This is a genomic window from Candidatus Sarcina troglodytae (assembly GCF_015708635.1).
GTDB classification, from domain to species: Bacteria; Bacillota; Clostridia; order Clostridiales; family Clostridiaceae; genus Sarcina; species Sarcina ventriculi.
In genome coordinates, this window is record NZ_CP051754.1 from 1,697,760 (window position 1) to 1,720,990 (window position 23,231).

The window sequence follows — 23,231 nt, forward strand, 5'->3', positions numbered from 1 at the left end:
TTTCTCTTACTCAACGCCTCTTCTATAATGACCTTTAGTATAATTTCCTACTAATCTTTTTTTATTTTTTACAGCGTCTATAACATTTAATGACTCTTCATAACTTTCATCAATTAAATCTATTCTAAAATTTTCTATTCCCATACTCTTAATATCTTCTATTTCTGAAATTAAATTAATCGCAACAGTATTAAATATATGAGATCTACAAAATATATCTGTTTTTATAGTATTATTTTGCCCTACTCTATCTTTTAATATAAAGGTACTCCTTGTACATTCATTGCTACATGCATTTAAAGTATTTTTCCCTCCAAAAGTACTTCCTATTGGACAATATTCGCTTACCATCGCTTCTATTTTACCATAAATTAAAAATTGCGTTCCTTCATTGTATTTTTTAACCATAGAATTTATCTCTTTTCTGTTCAATTCTACACTTACACATGAAGCTGCTATATGCTTATTATAAAATTTTAAAGAATTTGAATTAAATATATTAAGTTTATAATCCCCAACTATTTTTGTTTTATCTTTAAATCTATTTATTATTCCTGCATTAGCTGTAATTATACCTTCTACATTTTCTAAATTCTCATTTATTAAATTACATATAATTTCAAATTCCTCTTTAATTATAGTTGGTATTTTTAAATATACTCTTCCATTAAAATCTTGTAATTCTTTCAAAGATTCTTTATTCAAAGCACCTTTGTTTTTTCCAAATATATCTAAAGATACAGCCTCGACTTTTTTTTCTTTAACTGCCCTTAATTGTTCATACGTATTTATGTTTATTAAAAGCCCTGGAATATCTCTGTCCATATCTTTTATACAACTAAATTCTTTTCTTCTCTCATTTCTCTTAAACTTTAAAACTTCAAATGATCTTATTTCTTCTAATAATTCTCTTCTTAAATTATTTATTGCTGATACCCTTATAAATCCATCTTCAAACTCTAAAAAGGTAATATTATTTATCTTATAAGCTATATCTCCAGATTTTTTTAAATTATCTTCTACCTTTTCCTTAAGAATAGGTTTATTTACAGCAGACTCTACTATATCACCCTGTTTTTCATAAACTTTTCCATTATATGAAACACTAAGCTTGATAGGATAACCAACTTTAAAAGTACATTTTCCATCTAATAATATCTTTCTCTCAAATTTATTTTCATAAGCTCCTTTAAGTTGATTTAAAAGTTCACTATCTAATGTCTTAAATAACTTATCACTTGCCTTATATTTTCTTGGAAGAACTTTAACTTTACTTCCCTTTTTAGCCTTTTTCACTTCATTTCCATTTAAGAATATTTTATTTACAGTAAATCCATCATTACCATTTGTCACACCATCTTGAAGAGCTATATCTTCACTTAAAAGTATTTCTCCTGACTTTAACACTTCTCCTAAGAACACACCGGTATTTTTAGGATTTTTATAAGCCATCATATCATGCCCTGTATTTTTATAAAGATATGCAGTTGCAAAACCCTCTCTGTTAAAAAGTCTAAGAAGTTTTTTCTTGTTATTTTCCTGAGATTTATCTATTTTATTATATACATTATCAATAGCTTCTCTATAACTTTCAGTTACTCCAGCAACATATTCAGGTCTTTTCATTCTTCCTTCAACTTTTAAAGAACTTGTTCCTGCCTTTATTAAATCCTCCACATTTTCTATCATACAAGTATCCTTAGGACTTAATAAATATCCTTTAATCTCTTTACCATCAGATTCCCTAATTAGAGTATATGGAAGTCTGCAACTTTGGGCACATCTACCTCTATTTCCGCTTCTTCCCCCTATTAAACTACTCATTAAACATTGTCCTGAATAGCTAACACAAAGAGCACCATGAACAAATATCTCAGTTTCTATGTTAAGATCTTTTGATATATGTCTTATTTCCTCTAAAGTAAGTTCTCTAGATAAAACTATTCTTAAAAAACCATTATCCCTAAAAAATAATGCTCCCTCTCCATTATGTATACTAAGCTGAGTTGATGCATGAATCTCAAAATCTGGATATTCTTCTCTTATTTTATTTACAAGACCTGTATCTTGAATTATTAAAGCATCCACACCTATTTTATATAAAAATCCTACATAATCTATTGCTTCTTGCAATTCATTTTCTTTTAAAAGTGTATTAACTGTTACATAAACAGTTATGCCATATTCGTGACAATAATCTACTGCCTTTTCCATTTCTTCATTATCAAAGTTAGAAGCATAAGCTCTTGCTGAAAACTTGCTTCCTCCTAAATATATAGCATCTGCTCCCTTTGCAACAGCAGCAATTAAACTATCCATACTACCTGCTGGAGCTAGTAATTCTATTTTTTCCATTTATTTATCTCCCCTAAAATGCAATTTTAGATTGTATATTTTTTATAAACTAATAAATATTATACACAAATAAAATATAAATAGCCATAATATACACTATGGCTATTTTACCCTATATAAAATTCTCTATCTTTCTTACGGCATAATCTAATGTAGCTTCTAAATTTCCATTATTTTTTCCTGCACCTTGTGCTAATATTTTGCTTCCTCCACCTTTTCCGTCTACTAAACTTATAGAATCTTTTAATACTTCTCCCATATTTATATTTTTTATATCTTTAGATGAAGCAAAAATCATATTTACTCTTTCATCTGTTTTAACCGCATACAAAACTATTACTTTTTCATTTGCCACAAGTTTTTTAACTATTGCACTTGCCTTTTTAACCTCTATATCAGATTCTATATTTTTCACAATAGTTACACCATCTATTTTATAGGAATTATCTAACATTTCACGCACTTTAAATTCTCCTATTTCATCAACTAATCTTTTGTTTTCATTAGTCAACTCCTTGAAATTTTGAGATAATTTTTTTATGCTATTTATAACATCTTGCTCTCCACTTTTTAAATAAGAGCATACATCTTTTATAAAATCATCATTTTTAAAAGAATCATCTATAGCCCTTTTTCCTGCTAAAAATTCTATTCTATAACCTTGCTTATGTTTTTCAAATCCCTTAATTTTTATCATTTGAAGTTCTATAGTTTGTAAAGGATGAACACCACAACAAGCATTTATATCCAAATCATCTATTTCAACCACTCTTATTTTCTCATTAGTTTTTGGAAGAGCTCTCCTTAGCTTTAATTTCTTAAGTTCCTGCTTGCTTGGAAAAAAACAGTTAACTTTTAAATTCTTAAATATAATATCATTAGCTAACTTTTCAGCTTTTCTTATATCCTCCTGAGTTAAAGGACCTTCTATATCCACAGTAGATACACTCTTTCCTAAGTGGAATCCAAATGTATTTTTATTAAATAAGGTAAAAAAACATCCAGATAAAACATGTTGCGCTAAATGTTGCTGCATTCCACAAAATCTATGCTCCCAATCTATCTTACAGGAAACCTTATGTATTTTTGCAGGCTTCTTATCAACAACGTGATAAACTACACCATTTTCTTCATAGACATCAATAACTTGCTGGTTTTCTATAAAACCAATATCTTTTAATTGTCCTCCCCCTCCTGGGAAAAATATAGTTTCCTCTAAAATCACATGATATTTTTCATTTTTTTCCTTAATATCTATTATCTCAGTTTTATATTCATTAATATATGGATTTTCATAATAAAGCTTTTTCATACCTTCACCTCATATCTAAAATTATTCCATAAAAGTACCTTTTAAAAAAAAATTACTTAAGGATAATGAACTATCCCTTAAGTAATTTTTTAATCATTTAATTACTTTTTTTATTTTAAAGCATCCTTATTTTTATTCAATTCTTCAATTATCTTTTTTTCTGAAAGAAGAGCATTTTCATATCTTGCATCTTTAATAATCTCTACTTTAGAATTTAAAATTTTTCTTTCTAAGTCTAATACCCTATATCTTTTACTTTGAAGGTCAAACTTCAACCCTTTATTTATTTCTTTTTGTCTCAAAAGCTCTTTTTCTAAAGTATCAACCTTATCTTCAAATTGCTTTTTATCTATATTAGACACTTTGAAGTTGTTATTATCTTTAACTACACGTTTATTCTTATCCTTTAGTCTTTGTAATTCTTTAGAAATATTTTTATACCTATTTGTTGTTTCCTGTAATTCTTGTCTTAATTTATTATTTTCTTTTTTCTTTTTTTCATAATTGTTTCTAGTTTCATCTAAAACTTTGTTGTTTCTCTCTTCTTGTTTTTCTTTTATCCTATACTCCTCAACCATTTTATTAGCTATATTATATCTTTCATTTAATCTTTGCAATTCATTTGTAAGATTTTTTGATTTTCTCTCTAATTCATCATATTTCTCTTTTTCTTCTTTTAAAAGCTTAAGTTCTTTATCAATACTTTTTCTTTGTTCCTCTTCATTTTTATATGCTATTATTTCATTTTTGGCTCTATTATAATCTTCTCTTAATTTTGAAACTTCTAATCTTATATATTCATTTTCTTTTTCTTGACTCTCATATCTTGCTATTATCGCATTAGCTTCCTTATATTTAACATCTAAATCTTTTACTTCAAACTTTAATGAATTAAAATCAGCCTCTTTTTTTCTCAAATCTTCTATAAGATATTTAGAATCTTCATATTTTTCCTTTAATTCTTGTAACTTATAAGCTAAATTTTCTTGTTTTTCTTCTTTAAGTTTATATTCTTTTATTAACATTTTAGCATTTTCAATATCTTCTCTTAAAACTAAAACCTCGTTTTCTAATCCATCATGCTCTTTTTCTTGGTTTTCATATTTTGATATAGTTCTTTGAGCTTTTTTAAATTCTTCTTTTAAATCTACAAGCTCCTTAGTAACCACGTCATGTTCTTTTTCCTTAATTTGATATTCTGATACTTTTTTACTTATCTCTTCATATTCCTTTTGAGCTTTATCTAAATCGTCCTTAACCTCTTTAAACTCTAACTCTTTTTCCTTTAATTCTTCTATAATCTTATTTGATTTTTTGTTTTCTTCTTTTAACAAATCAATTTGAATCAAAAGTTCGTCCATTTTCTTTTCTTTTTCTTTATACTCATTTATTGAATCTTGAGATTTTTTTAAATCCTCTTTAAGCTTATTTAATTGTCCAAGCATCATATCTTTCTTTTTACTTTTAGCTTCATAATCTGCTATAAGTTTATTATTTTTTAACTGTTGTTCCTTTAAAGCTTCAAGTTCACCTTTTATAGCTTCATTTTCTTTTTCCTTTATTTCATATTCGCTTACACGATTATTAAGTTTTTTATATTCTTCCTTCAAGTTAGCTAAATCTTTTTTAGTTATCTCTGCCTGTTTTTCTTTTGTTACATACTCTGCCATAAGCTTATTAGCCTTTGCGTATCTATCTTTTAATTCTACAAGCTTTTTATTAGCTTCCCTCTGTTTTGTTTGATAATCGAGTATTATTTTATTTGATTTTCCATATCTCTCTTTGAGTTGCAAATAATCATTTCTAGTTATTTCATTTAATTTTTCCTTTTCCTCAAACTCTAATACCCTTTCATTTAATTTTTCACATTTATCTTTAAAATCAGAAAGCTCTGTTTTAATTCTTATGTATTCTTTTTCTTTATTTTCACATTTTAAGACAACTTCTTTAGCTTTTCTATATTCCTCTTTAAGCTCTACTAAATCTTTTCTCGTTATTTCACTTTGTTTATCCTTAACTTCATACTCTGATATAAGCTGACTAGCCTTATTAAATTCTTCCTTTAGAGTTTCTAATTCTTTTTTCATAAGCTCATGTTTTCTTTGTTCCTCTAAATATTCAGGAGAATTTCTATTTGTTTTATTATATTTTTCAGTTACTTCTTCTAACTCTTCTTTTAACTTCTTGTTTTCTCTTTCTATTTCCTCAAGTTCTGCTAAAATATCATTATATTCTTTATTTCCCTTAAAAGACTCATCCGCTATGTTTACAGCCGCTAAGGTTACAGCCCCTACCATAGTAAGACTTTTATTTTTAGACATTATCTCTTGAACTTTACCCTCTACAAAACTTGCAACGTGCTTTAAATATTCTTCACTCTCTTTACCCTTTAGATTATATTCAAAACCATTAATTGTAACATGAACACTTGTAACCATAATTATTAATAACTCCTCTTATCAAAATGTACTATCTTTATTTTACCATAGGCATAATTCTTTGTGAACTATGGCTTTTAAACAAGAAAAAAGGGGAAACTTAAAGTTTCCCCTCTCTTAATATTATCTAAGTTGTGCATTTAATTTTTGCTCTAATGATTTTAAAATTTTATCATGAACTTTATTTACATCTTTATCTGTTAAAGTTTTACTTGGATCTCTATATATAATTGCATAAGCTATGCTCTTTTTACCTTCTGGTATTTGTGCTCCTTTGTAGATATCAAATAATTTTACAGATTCAACTAAATTTCCACCTGATTTTTTTATAACATTTTCTATCTCTTGAACTAAAATAACATCATCAACTAAAAGAGCTATATCTCTAGTTACTGCTGGGAATTTTGGAAGTGGTTTATATGATTTCACTGTCTTAGCAAATTCGTATATTCTATCTAAATCAAGCTCTGCCACATAACAATCAACCTCTACTCCGTAATTTTCAGCAACATCTGGATGTATTTCTCCTAAAATTCCTAAAGAATTTCTTCCTATAACAATTTCAGCAGTTTTTCCTGGGTGGTAACTTGGATTTTCACTCATTCTCTTAAAGGATGCACTCTTTATTCCTAAAGCATCAAACAAGTTCTCAACTACTCCCTTTAATGCATAATAATCTGCTTCTCCATAAATACCTATTGTTAAAATATTTTTTTCAGTTGGAAGATTATTTTCATCCTCATCTGGAATATATGTTTTACCTATCTCAAATAATCTAACTAAGTCATTATTCCTTGAATAGTTTCTTGCTAAAGATTCCATCATTGAAGGAAGAGTGGTTGTTCTCATTACACTATAGTCTTCTCCTAAAGGATTTTTAATCTTAACTACATTCCTTAAATAACTATCATTAGATAAATTTATTTTATCGAAAGTTTTAGGACTTATAAAAGAGTAACTAATAGATTGATTTAATCCTGAAGCTATCATAATATTTGCTACTAAGTCATCTAATATTTGTTTTTTATTTTTAGGCTCTCTTTCCGTTACAGTTTTTATTATAGTAGCAGGAACATTATTATATCCATATATTCTAACTATTTCTTCTGCTATATCTTCTTTTATATTTATATCTATTCTAAACGTTGGAACATCTATAACAAGATTATCGCCATTTATGTTTGTCTTTAGGTCTAGGCTATCTAAACATCTTTTCATTTCTTCCTTAGATAAATTAGTTCCTAAAAATTTATTTACCCATACAGAATCAACAGTTAGTGTATGTTGTTCCTTTCTTTTATTATAAATATCAATAGTTCCATCTATTATTTCTCCACAATCTAGCTCTTCAATTAAAGCACAAGCTCTATCTATTGCAAGAGCTGCAAGATTTGGGTCTATATCTTTTTCAAATCTTGATGAACTTTCAGTTCTTAAACCTAATTTTTTAGAATTTACTCTAACATTAGTTCCATCAAAATTTGCTGATTCAAATATAATCTCTGTTGTATCATCTTTTATGCCTGAATCTAAACCACCCATAATTCCTGCTAAAGCAACTATACTCTCTCCATCTTTAATACATAAAAAATCACTATTTAAATTTCTTTCAACTTCATCTAAAGTTACAAACTTTTCACCATCTTTTGCTCTTTCAACAACTATTTTTCCTGAAGATATTTGTCTTTTATCAAAAGCATGCATTGGTTGACCAAGTTCTAACATAACGTAATTTGTTATATCTACTATATTGTTTATTGGTCTTACCCCAGCATCAAATAGTTTTTCTTGCATCCATTTAGGTGATGGTGCTATTTTTACATTTTTAACTCCTCTTACCATGTATCTTCTACACAAATCATCTTTAACTTCAACTTTTAATATATTATTTATATTGTCAGATGATTTAACTGTATAATTTAAATTTGGCATCTTATAACTTGTTCCTAAAGTTGCAGCAGTTTCTCTTGCCATACCAACTATACTTAAGCAATCTGGTCTATTTGAAGTTATTTCAAAATCTAGTATAGCCTTATTAAGCCCTAAAGCTTCTTTTATACATATACCAACCTTAGTATCAGGAGGTAATATCATAAGACCATGAACTGGTTCATCTCCTGCTATTCCCAATTCTTCTTCAGAACAAAACATACCATTAGACATTACGCCTCTTAACTTACCTTTTTTAATTTCTGTTCCGTCTGCTAAAGTTGATTTATGAAGTGCAACAGGAACTATATCTCCAACTTTCATATTAGTTGCAGCTGTTACAATTTGTAATAATTCTTCCTTACCTATATCAACTTGACAAACACTTAATCTTTCAGCATCTGGATGCTTTTCTATTTCAACGAATTTACAAGTTACAACGTTTTGTATTGTATCACCTGCAATTTCAACTCCCTCAACCTTTGAACCTGAAAGGGTTAATCTATCCCCTAAACCTTTTGCATCTATATCTATATCAACATAATCCTTAAGCCAATTAAATGGTACTTTCATAAACTATCCTCCTATATTTTAAAATTGATTTAAAAATCTCATATCACTTTCATATAATAATCTAATATCATCTATGCCATATTTAAGCATAACCATTCTATCAACACCAAATCCAAAGGCAAATCCACTATAAACCTCTGGGTCAATTCCACAATTTCTTAAAACATCAGGATGAACCATTCCACAACCTAATATTTCAATCCACCCTTCTCCCTTACAAACTCTACAGCCTTTTCCATTACATACAAAGCAAGTTGCATCCATTTCAGCAGATGGCTCTGTAAAAGGGAAATGATGCGGTCTAAACTTAGTTTTAACCTTGTCTCCAAACATCTTCTTAGCAAACAATTCTAGTGTTCCTTTAAGATCTGCAAAAGTTATTCCTTTATCTATAACTAATCCTTCCATTTGATAGAATATTGGTGAATGAGTTGCATCAACTGCATCTGATCTAAATACCTTACCTGGAGATATCATCTTTATTGGAGGCTCTTGCTTTTCCATAACTCTAGCTTGAACTGGAGATGTTTGAGTTCTTAAAACTATATTATCATTTATATAGAATGTATCTTGTTCACTTCTAGCTGGGTGATTTTTAGGAATATTTAAAGCTTCAAAATTATAATAATCTTTTTCAACTTCTGGTCCTTCCTCTATTGTAAAGCCCATAGACACAAATATTTCTTTCATACTATCTAATGTTAATTCTAATGGGTGTCTTTTACCTACAAGATTTTTAGTTCCTGGAATTGAAATATCAATTACTTCATGTGCTAATTTTTCATTTTTTTCTTTGATTTTAATTTGAGTTAACACTTCTTCAAGTTTAGCCTCTAAAGTTGCCTTAACTTCATTAACAAGTTTACCCATGATAGGTCTTTCTTCTTTTGAAAGTCCTCCCATACTTCTTAAAATAGTTGTTAATTCACCTTTTTTCCCTAAGTACTTAACTCTTATATTTTCTACAGTTGTACTATCTTTAGCTAATTTTAACTCTTCTAATGCAATATTTTCTATATTTTTTAATTGCTCTTGCATAAATTAAGCTCCTTTCATATTTTATATAAAAATTATTATATTTTTTATTTATTCTCCCATTTTACGAAGTCTTATAGTATTAGCTATATATGCTGCAACAAGTCCACCAACAAATACAGCAACTACTATATTTTCATAAATCTCTGTCATGTGTGTCTCACCCACCTTTATCTATTGTAGATTTTTAAAAAATCTTTTTAAAAGGTCACCATACACATTTTTTGTTAGAATCAACAACCTTTTAAAAATTAGTAGATTTAAAAAAAGCACATAAAAAACCCCATCCTCAAAAGGGACGGGGTTTTTTCCGTGTTACCACCCTAATTAACAAAAAACATTTATTTTAAGTTTATATATCTTTTGTTCTCTTAATTTAAATAACGGCTTAATCCGCTAGCTACTACTTTTGTTAAATTTCCTTAAATTTAAATTTCACAGCTAGAGCTCCAAAGTGAACTTCACTATAACTTTCTTTAAGAAAACTTCCAGTCTAGGTTTCCTCTCCCTAAAAAGATTTTCATAGTTACTCTCTTTATCAACGCTTAATTTTTAATTTTAGTTGTTATTCATTTTAATATTATACTAATACATATATAATATTACAAGTATTTATCATATTTTAATATTATTTTTAACCTATATTACTACTTTATACTATCTTGTCTTAACTTTTCATACATCATAACAGATGTTGCAATAGCTACATTTAATGATTCGCTATTTCCAGGCATGGGTATTTTAACTTTTACATCAGAAATATTATAAACTTCATCACTTACTCCATTTCCCTCATTTCCAACCGCTATTATAAGCTTACCTTTTAAATCTTCTTCAAAAAAATTATTTTCTCCTTGAAGTGAACTTACTAAAAGTCTATATCCTTGATTTTTTAATTTTTTAACTAAATCTAAATTATAATCCTCAATAATTGGTATATAAAATATAGAACCCATAGATGATCTTAAAACTTTATCATTATAAATATCCACTGTTCCTTTAGTTATTATAATGCTAGAAGCCCCAACAGCATGTGCTGTCCTTATAATTGTACCCATATTTCCAGGATCTTGAACCTTATCTATAAGTATTATCATATTTCCTAAATTTAAAACACTATCTTTAAATTCTGCTACAGCAATTATTCCTTGTGGATTTTCAGTATCACATATTTCATCTAATAAAATTTTTGTCATTATTACTAATTTTATATTTAACTTTTCTAAAGAATCTATAAATTCTTTTTCTTTTTTATAAAAATCTTCCGTAAATATTACACATTCTAAACAGGTGTTACTTTTTATAGCCTCCTTTACAAACCTAAATCCTTCTATTATGTATTGTTTTTTTTCATCTCTATATTTTTTTTTATCTTTTAATTTTTTTAAATTTTTAAATAAAGAATTGCTCTTACTTTCTATAATTATCAACTTTTTCTCCTCTTTTCTTCATATAAAAAAATTATATCACATTTTTAATAACAAAAATAATAAAGCTCTAAGCCATTAAATATAATGATTTTAGAGCCTTAAACTTTTTATTATTTTGATGATATTTTAAATTCTAACCTATTTAAATCTTCAGATAAACCTATAGCTACTATAATATCTCCCTGTTGTATTTGATCATCTGCATATGGCGAGATATTAACATCATGATTTCTCTTAATAGCTATAACATTTATTCCATATTTGCTTCTTAAATTAAGCTCCTTCATAGTTTTATTACACCATTCATTTGGACTATCTATTTCTATTATACTGTAATCTGGAGACAATTCTATATAATCTAAAATATTAGACGAAACTAAATTATGTGCAACCCTAACACCCATATCTTTCTCTGGAAGTATTACTCTATCAGCTCCTATTTTATAAAGAACCTTAGCATGTATATCACTATTTCCTTTAGCAATTATATATTTAACTCCAAGTTCCTTAACTAAAAGTGTCGCCATTATACTAGATTGTATATTATCCCCTATTGTAACTACTGCGACTTCAAAATTCCTTATTCCTAAAGTCCTAAGAGCACTTTCATCTGTCGCATCCATTTGTATAGCATGAGTTACACTATCTGAAATTTCTTGAACTAAATCTTCCTTCTTATCTATAGCCAAAACATCATTTCCAAGAGCATATAAAGTCTTTGCAATTGATGCTCCAAATCTTCCAAGTCCTATTATAACAAATTGTTTTTTAGCCAAAAAATACACCCCTAACCTATTAATATTTTATCTTCAGGATATCTATAATCTCTTTTCCTTTTTTTTCTTGTAATAGCAAGCACAACTGTCATAGGGCCCACTCTTCCTAAATACATAGTTATCATTATAACTATTTTTCCTATTATACTTAAATGTGGAGTTACTCCAAGTGTTAAACCAACTGTTCCAAATGCTGATACCGCTTCAAATATTAATGATTCAAGAGAAGCTTTCTCTGTAATTGTTAAAATCAAAGTTACCACTAAAACTATAAAAATTCCAAGCATGAATACAAGAATTGCTTTTTGTACAGTATCTTTTGATATCCTCTTTCCATAAACTTCGGTATCTTCTCTTCCCTTTATAATGGCAATAATAATAAGTACTATTATAGCTAAAGTTGATGTCTTTATTCCACCTGCTGTAGATCCTGGTGATCCTCCTATAAACATAAATATAATAGTTAAAAATTTACTTGCTCCAGTCATATCATTTAATGGTATTGAATTAAGCCCTGCTGTTCTAGTAGTCACTGATGCAAAAAAAGAATTGGTTAATTTGTCTATTATAGACATATTACCTATAGTTTTGGCATTATTATATTCAAATAAAAATATAAAAACCATTCCACATACAATCAATATGAAAGTTGTTAATAATACAATCTTAGTATGCAGGGATAGCTTTTTTAAATTTTTAAAACTATAAAGTTCAGACCAAACTGCAAACCCTAATCCTCCTATTATTATAAGAGCTGATGTATTTAATAATATGGTAATATTAGTCGCATAACTTGTTATACTTGAAAAATTCCCCATCAAATCAAATCCTGCATTGCAAAAAGCTGATATAGATGCAAATATACTATAATATATACCCTTTAAAACTCCAAATTGAGGTACAAACTGAGTTGCATAAAGTAAAGCTCCCATAAACTCTATAGAAAAAGTAAAAATTAATATATATCTCATAAGCCTGACTAACCCTTGTATTCCAAAGGTATTCATAGCTTCTTGAAGAACCAATCTTTCCCTTAATGTTATCTTTTTTTTAAGTATTAACGCAAATAAAGTAGTAAAAGACATAAATCCTAAACCACCTATTTGTATTAAAATTATTATAACTGTTTTTCCAAAATAATTCCAGTGAGTAGCAGTATCTAATGTTATAAGCCCAGTTACACAAACAGCTGAAGTTGATGTAAAAAAACCATCTATAATGTTAGTACCTGTCCCACTAGCTGATGATATAGGCAAACTTAATATGATTCCACCAATTATTATTAAAGATAAAAAACCTATAGCCAATATTTGTACTGCACTTAATTTTATCTTTCTACTTACATTGATATACATAAGTTCCTCCAAAATTATAATAAAATAATTATATCACAATAAATACTTTTTTATATTATTTTAACATTATTTTAATAAAATAATTTATATTAAAATAAATATATTTAAAATGAATTTATGTAATATTTATGAAGATAAACCTAAAAAAATAATGCGGATTTCTCCGCATTATTTAAATAAAATTAAGCATTTAAATTTTTCTTAGCTAATTCAACTAAATCCGCAAATGCTTTAGCATCATTTATAGCTATTTCAGAAAGCATTTTTCTATTTATATCAACACCTGCTAATTTTATTCCATTCATAAATTTTGAATATGAAAGACCATTCATTCTTGTAGCTGCATTTATTCTAGCTATCCATAATCTTCTATAATCTCTCTTCTTTAATCTTCTTCCTACGTAAGCATTTCTTAATGCTCTTATTACTGATTCGTTAGCAGTTTTAAATAACTTACTTTTTCCACCGTAATAACCTTTTGCAAGTTTTAATACTTTTTTATGATTCTTACGAGAATTTACCGCTCTTTTAACTCTTGCCATTTTCTAGACCTCCTGTTTTATTATAAATTATAGGTATGGTAATAATTTTTTCATTGTTTTTTCTTGAGTTACTGAAACATATCCAGCTTTTCTTAAATTTCTTTTTCTCTTTTGACTTTTCTTAGTTAATATATGGCTTTTGAAAGCTTTAGCTCTCTTTAACTTTCCTGAACCTGTTTTCTTAAATCTTTTTGCTGCACCTCTATGAGTTTTCATTTTTGGCATAGTGATATCCTCCTCTCAAACTTTACGATTCTTAGCATTAATAGATTTTTCTAATACTGCTCTTCTATAAAATAAAAGGACGGCATAAGCCGTCCTCTATTATTACAACACTTAACGTAATAAACAATTCAATAACCCAACTAACCGAAGCTGAAAGGTGAGAAACGGCTGTTTCTTCTTAACGAATAAAATTCTATCACAAGTTATAAGTTGTGTCAAACAATTTTGTTATTTTAAGTTATATTATTAATAAACCTCAACTCTCTCACCAAAAACATTCTTTATTGTCCTTAAAAATTCTTTATTATTGCATTTTACTTCGTTAAAAATTTTTATCTTTCTAGGTGCATTAGTTATTAATCCACTTATAATGACATCCTCTATATTTATGGTATTTTCATCAGCATTATCTTTTATTTCATTTAAAAATTCTTTAAATACATCTTCTCCTAAACCATTTTTTATTTCATACAATCCATTATTCAAAATTCTTAAATCTATTTCTTCTATTTTACATTCTTGCACATCTACAAAATATTTTAAAAGCTTAATAAACTCATTATACTCTTTTTCAACCATATATTTATCTACAATTTTATCTATAATTTCCTCTATTGTATCTATCATAGCCTTCATTCTAAATCTTATAAATCCATTTATATTTATATAACCTGTTTCTTTAAGAAAGGCTTTTATATTTTCAACAATTGAATTAATTCTATTTAAACAATAGACTGAAGTTTCATCCATTATAATATTTTTTTGAAATACAATTTTATTTATTTCATTATCAATATCTATGATTTCTTCATGATTTAAGAAAAAATAATTTTCTGTTAAATATTCTAGCATTTCCTTTCTTCTGAAATTTTCCATTATTGTTTTATATATAAGATTACTTATATATAAATAGATATTATTTTGTAATTTTTCATTATAATCCTTATCATCGCAAAAAATTTTAACGAAGTGAGTATTTTTCTCGATACTTTCCGATATTCCAATAATTATTCCTTTACTTTTTAAGAGTTCTCTAATCTCTTGTATATTATCCATAAAAGCTTCTTCACCTTCATAAGCTAACTTCATTAAAAGCATCCTCTCACTCCTTTCTACCTTTAGTATGTATTAAAACTTTTCTAATATTCAAAAATAATATTTTAATAATCGACAAAATGCTTAAATATTTAGTAAACTATTTTTATAATTAATTATATAGGAGAATGACCATGAATAAATGTTTTGTAGATTATAGAATTTCTAAAGAAGAAATTAGTAACTTATCACTTGAAAACCTTGATATTATAAAAGTTTTGCCATCTAAAAATTTATATAAAGCAATAGATGGACATCCTGATATACAACTTAATATACTGTCTAATAACACATTAATAGCTCATGAAGAACTCTTTAAAAATTTAAAATCCTATGCTTCTTTAAACAAATTTAATTTAAACCTAGTAAAAGCAAAAACAAATTTAAAAAACACTTATCCTTATGATATTTCTTTAAATGCAGTAAATTTAAAAGACTTTTTTATTCATAATTTAAAATACACAGATGAATACCTATTAAATAGCGTTAAAGAAAAAAATTTAATAAATGTAAAACAAGGATATACCAAATGCTCCTGTGCTGTTATAAGCAATAATGCTATTATAACTTCAGATGTTGGAATATATAATGAACTTAAAAAATATCCAATAGATGTTTTAGGTATATCAGCAAAAGATATATCATTACCCTATTTAAACTATGGATTTATTGGTGGCACTTGTGGGCTTTTATGTGAAAATAAAATAGCTTTTTTCGGAAATTATGATCTTCATCCATACGGAAAAGAAATTGAAAAATTTTTGATAAAGCATGATGTTAAGCCTATATTTCTATCTAAAAAACCTCTTGTAGACAGAGGAAGTATTTTAACCTTATTTTAACAATAATTATAGTATTATTTTACTCAAGTAAGTAATAAATGTTACCCCTCTAGCATATAAATATATATTCTTTTTTCAATTAACTACATTTTTATAATTTTCCTTATTTTGATAAAATTAAAAATAAATATTTATACTATAAAATTAAAAGGATGTGAACAATCACATCCTTTCTCATCTATATACCATCAATAAAAGCAGCTACCATCGCAACTTTTATTGAAACAATATTATCTTTAGCAAATTTTTTAAAGTCTTTAACAGGAATTTTTAATATTTCTATCTCCTCATCTTCTTCTGTGTTTTCTGAAGTTGGAATTCCCTCTACAAGCATTTTTACAATCGCCACATTTTCATCTGACATGCCAACTGATGTATAACTTGGTTTTATTAAATATTCAAAAGCCACACACTCTAAACCCGTTTCTTCAAAAAGTTCTCTCCTACTTGCTTCCTCTACTGTTTCACCCTCATCTACAAGACCAGCTGGGAATTCATATATAAATCCATCTATTGCAGGTCTATACTGCTTTATTATAACAAATTCATTTTCTTTAGTTATTGGAATTATCATAACACCATCAGCTTTATTATGATCCTTTGTCACACAAGTTAAATCTTCCTTATCACGCCTACTTGCAACAAAATAATCTTTTTGGTTTCCTTTTTTATTTTTTAATTTTAATTTATATAAGTTTAAATATTTAAAGTTCGTTATTTTTTCTATTTTTTCTAATTTCATAATATATTATTACAAATTCAATCGTTAAATTTATTTAAACAATTTTTTTGTAAATTACCCCTCTCTTTCTCATATTTATTTTTATAAGTTAATACAAAAAACCTGTAAGAATTATCTCACAGGTTTTATTTGGAGGCGCCACCCAGATTTGAACTGGGGAATAAAGGTTTTGCAGACCTCTGCCTTACCACTTGGCTATAGCGCCATACTTTTTGGAGCGGAAGACGGGACTCGAACCCGCAACTTTCACCTTGGCAAGGTGACACTCTACCATTGAGTCACTTCCGCAAAAATGGTGGCTCGAACTGGAATCGAACCAGTGACACGAGGATTTTCAGTCCTCTGCTCTACCGACTGAGCTATCGAGCCTAAATATCTTCTATTTGTTGAAGATATTTATTATTATATAAATTAAAAATTTATTTGTCAATATATTTTTTATAATATTTCTAAAAGTATATTAATTTTTCTTAGTTTGAGTTGCTATTTTTAAAAGTTCTCCTATATTTTCATGAGTAAACTCATAAGCCTTATTACAAAATTGGCATTTCAATTCTTCTGTCTTACCATCATCATATAACTCTTTTAAATCTTTATACCCTATACTAATTAATGCTCTTTCAACCTTACTTCTTGAACAATCACATTTATACTTTGGAATTTCTGTATCATTATTTATTTTTAAATCCATACCATCAAATATATCCTCTAATATTTGAACCATAGTCTTCCCTTTTGCAAGCTCTCCTGTAACTGATGTAAACTCTTCTAATCTGTAAGTTATAAGGTCTCCTAAAAGTTCATCTGCACCTGGCATTAATTGTATAATAAAACCGCCAGCAACCTTTATTGAATAATCTCTGTCAACCAAAACTCCAAGTGCTACAGCTGATGGAACTTGTTCTGATACCGTAAAATAATATGATAAATCCTCTGCTATTTCTCCACTAAAGATAGGAGCTTGTCCTACATATGGTTCTTTAAGTCCTAAATCCTTTATTACCATTAAGGTACCATCTTTACCAATAGCCTTTCCCACATTCAATTTTCCATTTTCAGGGTTTAGAGGCAAATCAACTGTTGGATTTCCTATATACCCTTTTACAGTACAATCTGAGTAGGCTGTAACTATTACTCCCTTAGCCTCTCCTCCGCCATTTATTTTAAGAGTTACAACTTCTTTTTCTGATTTTAACATAGCTCCCATCATAACACCAGCTGTAAGCATTCTTCCAAGTGCAGCAGCTGCTGTTGGCGTACACCCATGTACTTTCACACCTTCATTAACTAATTCACTAGTTTCTGCTGCTATTATTCTTATCATTCCATCTTTTGCTGTTGCTCTTACTATTTTATCACCCATAAAAATTCCTCCTACTTTCTAACTATATAAGTTATTCTTTCACTTTTATTAGTGGCTTTAAGATTTGAATATCCATCAAATTTTTCTATAAAATTAAACCCTATTTTTCTTAAAATTTCTTCAATAAATTCATCTTTGTAACCTCTTTCTTCATGAACCTCATCAAATCTTTTATATAGACCATTTTGCTGTTTTATAAAAAAACTTAAATTCATCTCTACAATTTCATCCTCGAAAATATTTTCCCAAACATAAAATATATCATCACTATTATAGCTATATATATTATTTCCTAAAATTTCAGATATTTTATAATAAGAATTTATATCAAAAACAAATAATCCATCATCCTTTAAATGATTATAAACTCCTCTAAAATAATTGGTTAAATCATTCTCATCTAAAACGTAGTTAGTTGAATCTAAAACACAAGTAATTAAATCAAAAGTTTTATTTAAATTTAAGTCACTCATATCTTGACAAACTATCTTTCCTTTTATTCGACATTCTCTTAATTTTTTGTCAGCTTCTATAAGCATATCAGAAGATAAATCCACAAAATAGTTTTCTTTAAATTTTTTTCCTATATAAGAACCTACGTTACATGTTCCACAGGCTAAATCTAAATAACTGCTAAAACTTATGTTAAACTTATTACAAAGACCTAAAATATACTCTGCTATAGATTCATAGTTTACATCTTCTCTTATAAGTTCATCATAAACCGTAGCCATCATTTTATAACTTTCCATAAGTATACTCCTAAAGTCTATTTTTCTATAAATAAATCTTATAGAGTTTTTATTTATTAGTCAATGGGTTTCTTTCTACCTAGTATTTCATCATTACTTGGTATTTTTCTTTCTTTTTTTCTTTTAGTCATTATTCCACCTATTCTTCCCGTTTCTTCAGCTGTAAGTCCTCCCCATCCTAAAGCATTTACTTTTTCACTAAGTCCAAGCTCTTGTGCAATTTCATATTTCATTCTTTCTCTAAGAATCTCAGCTTCTGTTAATTTTTTATGCTTCTTTAGTTTACTTTTTATTATTTTCTTTAATGGTGTTTTACTCATATATTTCTCTCCTGACTATTAATTCAAATAATATATATTATTTGAATTTTAGTTACATATTATTCTCAAAGATTAAAACTAAATAGCATTTTTATATAAAATATTTAATATATACTTGATAATTAAATATAAATTGCACTATAGTTAATATATAATAGTATTATATATTAATAATATGTACTTTTAATTTAAGCATTATTTAATATTAATAAAACACATTTATATTAAAAATTATAATAACTGGAGGTAACAAAGTGTATAACGTAGCAGTAGTTGGGGCAACAGGAAATGTTGGAAGAAAATTTTTAGAAATACTTGAAGAAAGGAATTTTCCAATAAAAGAATTAATTCTGTTTGCTTCTAAAAAATCTCAAGGTAAAATAATGAAATTTAAAGGACAAGATTTTATAGTTGAAGAGCTTTGTGAGGAAAATATAAAGAATAAGAAGATTGATTTTGCACTATTTTCAGCAGGTGGGGATACAAGTTTAAAATTTGCACCTACGTTTGCAAAAGAAGGTGCAATTGTTATAGATAATAGTAGTGCATGGAGAATGGACCCTAAAGTTCCTTTAGTAGTTCCAGAGGTAAATCCAGAAGATATAAAATGGCACAATGGAATAATAGCTAATCCAAACTGTTCTACTATTCAAGCCATGGTTGCTTTAAAACCACTTCATGATAAATATGGAATAAAAAGAATAGTTTACTCTACTTATCAAGCAGTATCAGGAGCTGGTATTCAAGGTATTAAAGACTTAGAAGAAGGCTTACAAGGGGTTGCCCCTAAAAAATTCCCATATCCTATAGCTGGAAATATTCTACCACATATTGATGTATTTTTAGATAATGGATATACAAAAGAAGAAATTAAAATGATTGAAGAAACAAAAAAAATACTTCATGATTCTACTTTAAAAATAACTGCAACAACAGCTAGAGTACCAGTTTTAAATGCTCATAGCGAAAGTATAAATATAGAACTTAATACTCCTTTTGAACTTCAAGACATATTCTCTTTATTTAATTCTTCTAAAGGACTTGTAGTTTATGATGATACAGCTAATCTTAAATATCCTACACCTTTAGAATTCTCAGGTCATGATGAAGTATTTGTTGGAAGAATTAGAAGAGATTTTAGTGTTGATAACGGTCTTAATATTTGGGTAGTTGCTGACAATATAAGAAAAGGTGCAGCACTTAATGCAATTCAAATTGCAGAGCTTATGATTAAATAAAAGATACGGAGGAAAAACTTATGTCAATTTTTAAAGGCTCTTGTGTAGCTTTATTAACACCCTTTGATCAAAATGGAATTAATTTTGCTGAACTTAAAAAAATATTAGAATGGCACATAGAGAACAAAACTGATGCTATATTAATTTGTGGAACAACTGGTGAAGCTTCTACTATGACTTTAGATGAAAGAAAGGAAGCCATAAAATTTACAGTTGACACAGTAAATAAAAGAATACCTGTTATCGCAGGTTCTGGTTCAAACAATACAAAGGCTGCAATAGAAATGAGTACTTGGTGTGAAAGTGTTGGGGTTGATGGAGTTTTAGTTATAACACCATACTATAATAAAACATCAAATAGAGGACTAATAGAACATTTTAAAGCAGTTAATGATTCCGTAAACATACCAATAATATTATATAATGTTCCATCTAGAACAGGAATGAATATAACACCTAGCATTTTAAAAGAATTAATGCAGTTTAAAAATATTGTAGCTATAAAAGAAGCTAGCGGAAACCTATCTCAAGTAGCTGAGATGGCTGCTCTTTGTAAAGATACACATTTTGATATTTATTCTGGAAATGATGATCAAATCCTTCCTATTTTATCTCTTGGAGGAGCTGGGGTTATATCTGTTTTAGCAAATGTAATTCCTAAAGAAACACATGATATGTGCAAATTATATTTTGATGGTAAAACTAAAGAATCTTTAGATATTCAACTTAAATATTTAAGTCTTGCTAATTCATTATTTATTGAAACAAATCCAATTCCAGTTAAAACAGCCGCAAACTTAATGGGATTTAAGTGTGGATCTTTAAGACTTCCTTTATGCGATATGGAACCTTCTCATTTACAAGTCTTAAAACAAGAATTAAAAAATCATAACCTTATAAAATAATTAAAATAAAAAAGGAGGCGAATATATAATGGTTAAAGTTATTTTAAATGGTTGTTCTGGAAAAATGGGAGCAACTATAACAAACTTAGCAAAAACTAAATTTAAAGATATAGAAATAGTAGCTGGTATAGATTCTTTTACAGAAGTTCAAAGGGATTATCCAATCTTTAAAACTTTAGATGAATGTAATGTTTCTTATGATGTTTTACTTGATTTTTCAAGAGCAGATGCCCTTAAAGGATTAATTGAATTTTCTAAGAAAACAAAAAAACCTCTAGTTCTTTGCTCTACTGGTTACTCTAAAGAAGATTTAGAATTTATAGATAAAACTTCTAAAGAAATACCTTTATTTAAATCAGCTAATATGAGCATAGGTGTAAATTTAATAAACCTAGTTTTAAAGAAAATAGCCCCTGTTTTATATAAAGATTTTGATATAGAATTAGTGGAAAGACATCACAATCAAAAGGTTGATTCTCCAAGTGGAACAGCACTATATTTAGCTCATACCATTCAAGATTCTTTAGATGAAGAAACAAAGCTTATTTATGGAAGAGAAGGCTATGGTAAAAGAGAGAAAAATGAAATTTGTGTTAATACCGTAAGAGGCGGCGGAATAATAGGTGATCATGAAGTTATATTTGCAGGTGATGGTGAAGTTATAGAAATCAATCACAAAGCTATTTCAAGAGAAGTTTTTGCAATAGGTTCTCTTAAAGCTTGCGAATATATGGCTAATGTATCTAAAGCAGGAAAATATTCAATGGATGATGTTTTGAATATAGAACTTTAATATAAAATATAACAAAAAAAGATATAGCTTTATAGAATTTTTTAAAGCTATATCTTTTTGTTTAGTATGCTTTTTTATTATAAGGTATCTACAAATTGTTTGATAGCTTTAAGAGCTTTTTCTAAAGACTCTTTACTATAACAATATGAAATTCTAATATATCCTTCTCCACCATTTCCAAAAGCACTTCCAGGAACACAAGCAACTCCGCCCTCACTTAACAATCTGTCACAAAATTCTTCTGATGTCATATTAAATTTTTTTATACTAGGTAAAATATAAAATGCTCCCTTAGGTTTTACAACATGAAATCCCATTTTTACAAGTTCAAAATATACGTATTCCATTCTTTCTTTAAAAGAGTTTTTCATATTTTCAACATCATCTAAACAATATTTTAACCCTTCTAATGCTCCCCATTGAACTATTGAAGGTGCACAAGATACTCCATATTGATGAACCTTTATAAATTCATTTAAAAACTTTTTATTACACGCAACATACCCAAGTCTTAAGCCTGTCATGGAAAACATTTTTGAAAAACCGCTTACATATATTATTTTATCTTTTATATCGTTATACTGTGCAACTGAATAATAATTATCCTCAAAACATAAAGATGAATATATTTCATCTGTTATTACTGTAACATCATTTTTCTTTATAATTTTATGTAATGAATCTCTATCTTCCTTGCTAAGCAAAGCCCCTGTTGGGTTACTTGGATACGAAAGTATTAAAACTTTTGCTCCATTTTTTATTCCTTCTTTTAAACTATTAATATTTATTGTAAAATCGTCATTTAAGTTATAAACTACAGTTTCCCCTTCTAGCATTTTTGTAATACTCTCATAAGCTGGATAACCTATAGATGGCACTAAAACTTTATCCCCTTTATTTAAAATCCCCATAAGTACAGAAAAAAGAGCCTCGCTTCCACCCACTGTTATCATGATTTCATCTTTATCATAATTTATATCTAAAGTCCTTAAAAATTTTGATATTTCTTCTCTAAGTTCCACTATACCAGCATTAGCTGTATATTTAGATTTTCCATCTTCCACCGCTTTTATTATCGCATTCTTAACCCTAGATGGTACATCAAAATCTGGTTGACCTAAAGTTAGAGAAATTGCATTTGGATATTTAGAAACTTTATTAAAAAACTTTCTTATTCCTGATATTTCAATTGCTTCAACACTTTTATTCAT

At 27.6% G+C, this 23,231-nt stretch carries 20 protein-coding genes, 3 tRNA genes and 2 other annotated features; of the genes, 4 read left to right on the forward strand and 19 right to left on the reverse strand.

The window, feature by feature from the left end; translation table 11 throughout:
* Positions 1–6: 6 nt before the first annotated feature.
* From HH195_RS07715 to ytxC, 11 genes are all read right to left on the reverse strand, one after another.
* Positions 7–2,355 (reverse strand): U32 family peptidase, encoded by a 2,349-nt coding sequence (locus HH195_RS07715; protein WP_196370608.1) that lies wholly within the window; start codon positions 2,353–2,355, stop codon positions 7–9.
* 112 nt (positions 2,356–2,467) lie between these two features.
* Positions 2,468–3,667 carry an alanyl-tRNA editing protein gene (locus tag HH195_RS07720; RefSeq protein WP_196370610.1) on the reverse strand — a complete coding sequence of 400 codons (1,200 nt, stop codon included), beginning with the start codon at positions 3,665–3,667 and terminating at the stop codon, positions 2,468–2,470.
* 110 nt (positions 3,668–3,777) lie between these two features.
* Positions 3,778–6,105 carry a cell division protein ZapA gene (zapA, locus tag HH195_RS07725; protein WP_055257342.1) on the reverse strand — a complete coding sequence of 776 codons (2,328 nt, stop codon included), beginning with the start codon at positions 6,103–6,105 and terminating at the stop codon, positions 3,778–3,780.
* Between the two features lie 123 nt (positions 6,106–6,228).
* Positions 6,229–8,607 carry a phenylalanine--tRNA ligase subunit beta gene (gene pheT / locus HH195_RS07730; RefSeq protein ID WP_196370612.1) on the reverse strand — a complete coding sequence of 793 codons (2,379 nt, stop codon included), beginning with the start codon at positions 8,605–8,607 and terminating at the stop codon, positions 6,229–6,231.
* 18 nt (positions 8,608–8,625) lie between these two features.
* Positions 8,626–9,645 carry a phenylalanine--tRNA ligase subunit alpha gene (pheS, locus tag HH195_RS07735; protein WP_196370613.1) on the reverse strand — a complete coding sequence of 340 codons (1,020 nt, stop codon included), beginning with the start codon at positions 9,643–9,645 and terminating at the stop codon, positions 8,626–8,628.
* Positions 9,646–9,933: 288 nt separating this feature from the next.
* Positions 9,934–10,193 (reverse strand) — a binding site (T-box leader).
* A 96-nt stretch (positions 10,194–10,289) separates the two neighbouring features.
* Positions 10,290–11,072 (reverse strand): TrmH family RNA methyltransferase, encoded by a 783-nt coding sequence (locus HH195_RS07740; protein ID WP_196370615.1) that lies wholly within the window; start codon positions 11,070–11,072, stop codon positions 10,290–10,292.
* Between the two features lie 110 nt (positions 11,073–11,182).
* Positions 11,183–11,848, reverse strand: coding sequence for a potassium channel family protein (locus HH195_RS07745; protein ID WP_196370617.1), 666 nt, complete (start codon positions 11,846–11,848; stop codon positions 11,183–11,185).
* Positions 11,849–11,859: 11 nt separating this feature from the next.
* Positions 11,860–13,203, reverse strand: a complete 1,344-nt coding sequence (locus HH195_RS07750) for a TrkH family potassium uptake protein (protein ID WP_196370619.1) — start codon at positions 13,201–13,203, stop codon at positions 11,860–11,862.
* 182 nt (positions 13,204–13,385) lie between these two features.
* Complete coding sequence (gene rplT, locus HH195_RS07755) at positions 13,386–13,745, reverse strand: 50S ribosomal protein L20 (RefSeq protein WP_055259178.1); 360 nt, start codon at positions 13,743–13,745, stop codon at positions 13,386–13,388.
* 27 nt (positions 13,746–13,772) lie between these two features.
* On the reverse strand, positions 13,773–13,970 hold the full coding sequence (gene rpmI / locus HH195_RS07760) for a 50S ribosomal protein L35 (protein ID WP_055256897.1): 198 nt from the start codon (positions 13,968–13,970) through the stop codon (positions 13,773–13,775).
* Positions 13,971–14,035: 65 nt separating this feature from the next.
* Positions 14,036–14,156: a sequence feature (ribosomal protein L20 leader region), on the reverse strand.
* 60 nt (positions 14,157–14,216) lie between these two features.
* Positions 14,217–15,068: a putative sporulation protein YtxC gene (gene ytxC / locus HH195_RS07765; RefSeq protein ID WP_196370621.1), complete on the reverse strand. Its 852-nt coding sequence runs from the start codon at positions 15,066–15,068 to the stop codon at positions 14,217–14,219.
* 131 nt (positions 15,069–15,199) lie between these two features.
* Between ytxC and HH195_RS07770 the strand changes: the two genes are divergently transcribed.
* Positions 15,200–15,907, forward strand: coding sequence for a DUF6873 family GME fold protein (locus tag HH195_RS07770; RefSeq protein WP_196370623.1), 708 nt, complete (start codon positions 15,200–15,202; stop codon positions 15,905–15,907).
* Between the two features lie 178 nt (positions 15,908–16,085).
* On the opposite strand, the gene HH195_RS07775 is transcribed toward HH195_RS07770, so the two are convergent.
* The 7 genes from HH195_RS07775 to HH195_RS07805 form a co-directional block, all read right to left on the reverse strand.
* On the reverse strand, positions 16,086–16,649 hold the full coding sequence (locus HH195_RS07775) for an NUDIX hydrolase (RefSeq protein WP_196370625.1): 564 nt from the start codon (positions 16,647–16,649) through the stop codon (positions 16,086–16,088).
* A gap of 130 nt (positions 16,650–16,779) precedes the next feature.
* Positions 16,780–16,854: transfer RNA gene (locus HH195_RS07780), tRNA-Cys, on the reverse strand.
* A gap of 8 nt (positions 16,855–16,862) precedes the next feature.
* Positions 16,863–16,937: transfer RNA gene (locus tag HH195_RS07785), tRNA-Gly, on the reverse strand.
* A gap of 5 nt (positions 16,938–16,942) precedes the next feature.
* A tRNA-Phe gene (locus HH195_RS07790) sits at positions 16,943–17,018 on the reverse strand.
* A 91-nt stretch (positions 17,019–17,109) separates the two neighbouring features.
* Positions 17,110–18,012 carry an Hsp33 family molecular chaperone HslO gene (gene hslO / locus HH195_RS07795; protein WP_196370627.1) on the reverse strand — a complete coding sequence of 301 codons (903 nt, stop codon included), beginning with the start codon at positions 18,010–18,012 and terminating at the stop codon, positions 17,110–17,112.
* Positions 18,013–18,023: 11 nt separating this feature from the next.
* A complete protein-coding gene (locus tag HH195_RS07800) occupies positions 18,024–18,764 on the reverse strand; it encodes a class I SAM-dependent DNA methyltransferase (protein WP_196370629.1) in 741 nt (246 codons plus the stop codon).
* Between the two features lie 56 nt (positions 18,765–18,820).
* Positions 18,821–19,084 (reverse strand): alpha/beta-type small acid-soluble spore protein, encoded by a 264-nt coding sequence (locus HH195_RS07805; protein WP_055259189.1) that lies wholly within the window; start codon positions 19,082–19,084, stop codon positions 18,821–18,823.
* Positions 19,085–19,338: 254 nt separating this feature from the next.
* On the opposite strand from HH195_RS07805, the gene HH195_RS07810 reads away from it, so the two are divergent.
* Genes HH195_RS07810 through dapB form a run of 3 tightly spaced genes read left to right on the forward strand, consistent with a single transcriptional unit; the run spans position 19,339 to position 22,020 of the window.
* Positions 19,339–20,322: an aspartate-semialdehyde dehydrogenase gene (locus HH195_RS07810; RefSeq protein ID WP_196370637.1), complete on the forward strand. Its 984-nt coding sequence runs from the start codon at positions 19,339–19,341 to the stop codon at positions 20,320–20,322.
* A 20-nt stretch (positions 20,323–20,342) separates the two neighbouring features.
* On the forward strand, positions 20,343–21,227 hold the full coding sequence (dapA, locus tag HH195_RS07815) for a 4-hydroxy-tetrahydrodipicolinate synthase (RefSeq protein WP_196370639.1): 885 nt from the start codon (positions 20,343–20,345) through the stop codon (positions 21,225–21,227).
* Between the two features lie 28 nt (positions 21,228–21,255).
* A complete protein-coding gene (gene dapB / locus HH195_RS07820; RefSeq protein ID WP_196370641.1) occupies positions 21,256–22,020 on the forward strand; it encodes a 4-hydroxy-tetrahydrodipicolinate reductase in 765 nt (254 codons plus the stop codon).
* A gap of 77 nt (positions 22,021–22,097) precedes the next feature.
* Here the strand turns inward: dapB and HH195_RS07825 are convergent, their stop codons facing one another.
* Positions 22,098–23,231, reverse strand: a complete 1,134-nt coding sequence (locus tag HH195_RS07825; RefSeq protein ID WP_196370643.1) for a pyridoxal phosphate-dependent aminotransferase — start codon at positions 23,229–23,231, stop codon at positions 22,098–22,100.

Bases quoted from the DNA above. Each gene is read 5' to 3' on its own strand.
- pheT (WP_196370612.1), bottom strand. From the start codon at position 8,607: ATGAAAGTACCATTTAATTGGCTTAAGGATTATGTTGATATAGATATA.
- HH195_RS07775 (WP_196370625.1), bottom strand. From the start codon at position 16,649: ATGAAATTAGAAAAAATAGAAAAAATAACGAACTTTAAATATTTAAAC.
- HH195_RS07825 (WP_196370643.1), bottom strand. From the start codon at position 23,231: ATGAATAAAAGTGTTGAAGCAATTGAAATATCAGGAATAAGAAAGTTT.
- HH195_RS07750 (WP_196370619.1), bottom strand. From the start codon at position 13,203: ATGTATATCAATGTAAGTAGAAAGATAAAATTAAGTGCAGTACAAATA.
- HH195_RS07805 (WP_055259189.1), bottom strand. From the start codon at position 19,084: ATGAGTAAAACACCATTAAAGAAAATAATAAAAAGTAAACTAAAGAAG.
- rplT (WP_055259178.1), bottom strand. From the start codon at position 13,745: ATGGCAAGAGTTAAAAGAGCGGTAAATTCTCGTAAGAATCATAAAAAA.
- HH195_RS07720 (WP_196370610.1), bottom strand. From the start codon at position 3,667: ATGAAAAAGCTTTATTATGAAAATCCATATATTAATGAATATAAAACT.
- dapA (WP_196370639.1), top strand. From the start codon at position 20,343: ATGTCAATTTTTAAAGGCTCTTGTGTAGCTTTATTAACACCCTTTGAT.
- zapA (WP_055257342.1), bottom strand. From the start codon at position 6,105: ATGGTTACAAGTGTTCATGTTACAATTAATGGTTTTGAATATAATCTA.
- dapB (WP_196370641.1), top strand. From the start codon at position 21,256: ATGGTTAAAGTTATTTTAAATGGTTGTTCTGGAAAAATGGGAGCAACT.
- HH195_RS07800 (WP_196370629.1), bottom strand. From the start codon at position 18,764: ATGGAAAGTTATAAAATGATGGCTACGGTTTATGATGAACTTATAAGA.
- pheS (WP_196370613.1), bottom strand. From the start codon at position 9,645: ATGCAAGAGCAATTAAAAAATATAGAAAATATTGCATTAGAAGAGTTA.
- hslO (WP_196370627.1), bottom strand. From the start codon at position 18,012: ATGGGTGATAAAATAGTAAGAGCAACAGCAAAAGATGGAATGATAAGA.
- HH195_RS07770 (WP_196370623.1), top strand. From the start codon at position 15,200: ATGAATAAATGTTTTGTAGATTATAGAATTTCTAAAGAAGAAATTAGT.
- ytxC (WP_196370621.1), bottom strand. From the start codon at position 15,068: ATGCTTTTAATGAAGTTAGCTTATGAAGGTGAAGAAGCTTTTATGGAT.
- rpmI (WP_055256897.1), bottom strand. From the start codon at position 13,970: ATGCCAAAAATGAAAACTCATAGAGGTGCAGCAAAAAGATTTAAGAAA.
- HH195_RS07715 (WP_196370608.1), bottom strand. From the start codon at position 2,355: ATGGAAAAAATAGAATTACTAGCTCCAGCAGGTAGTATGGATAGTTTA.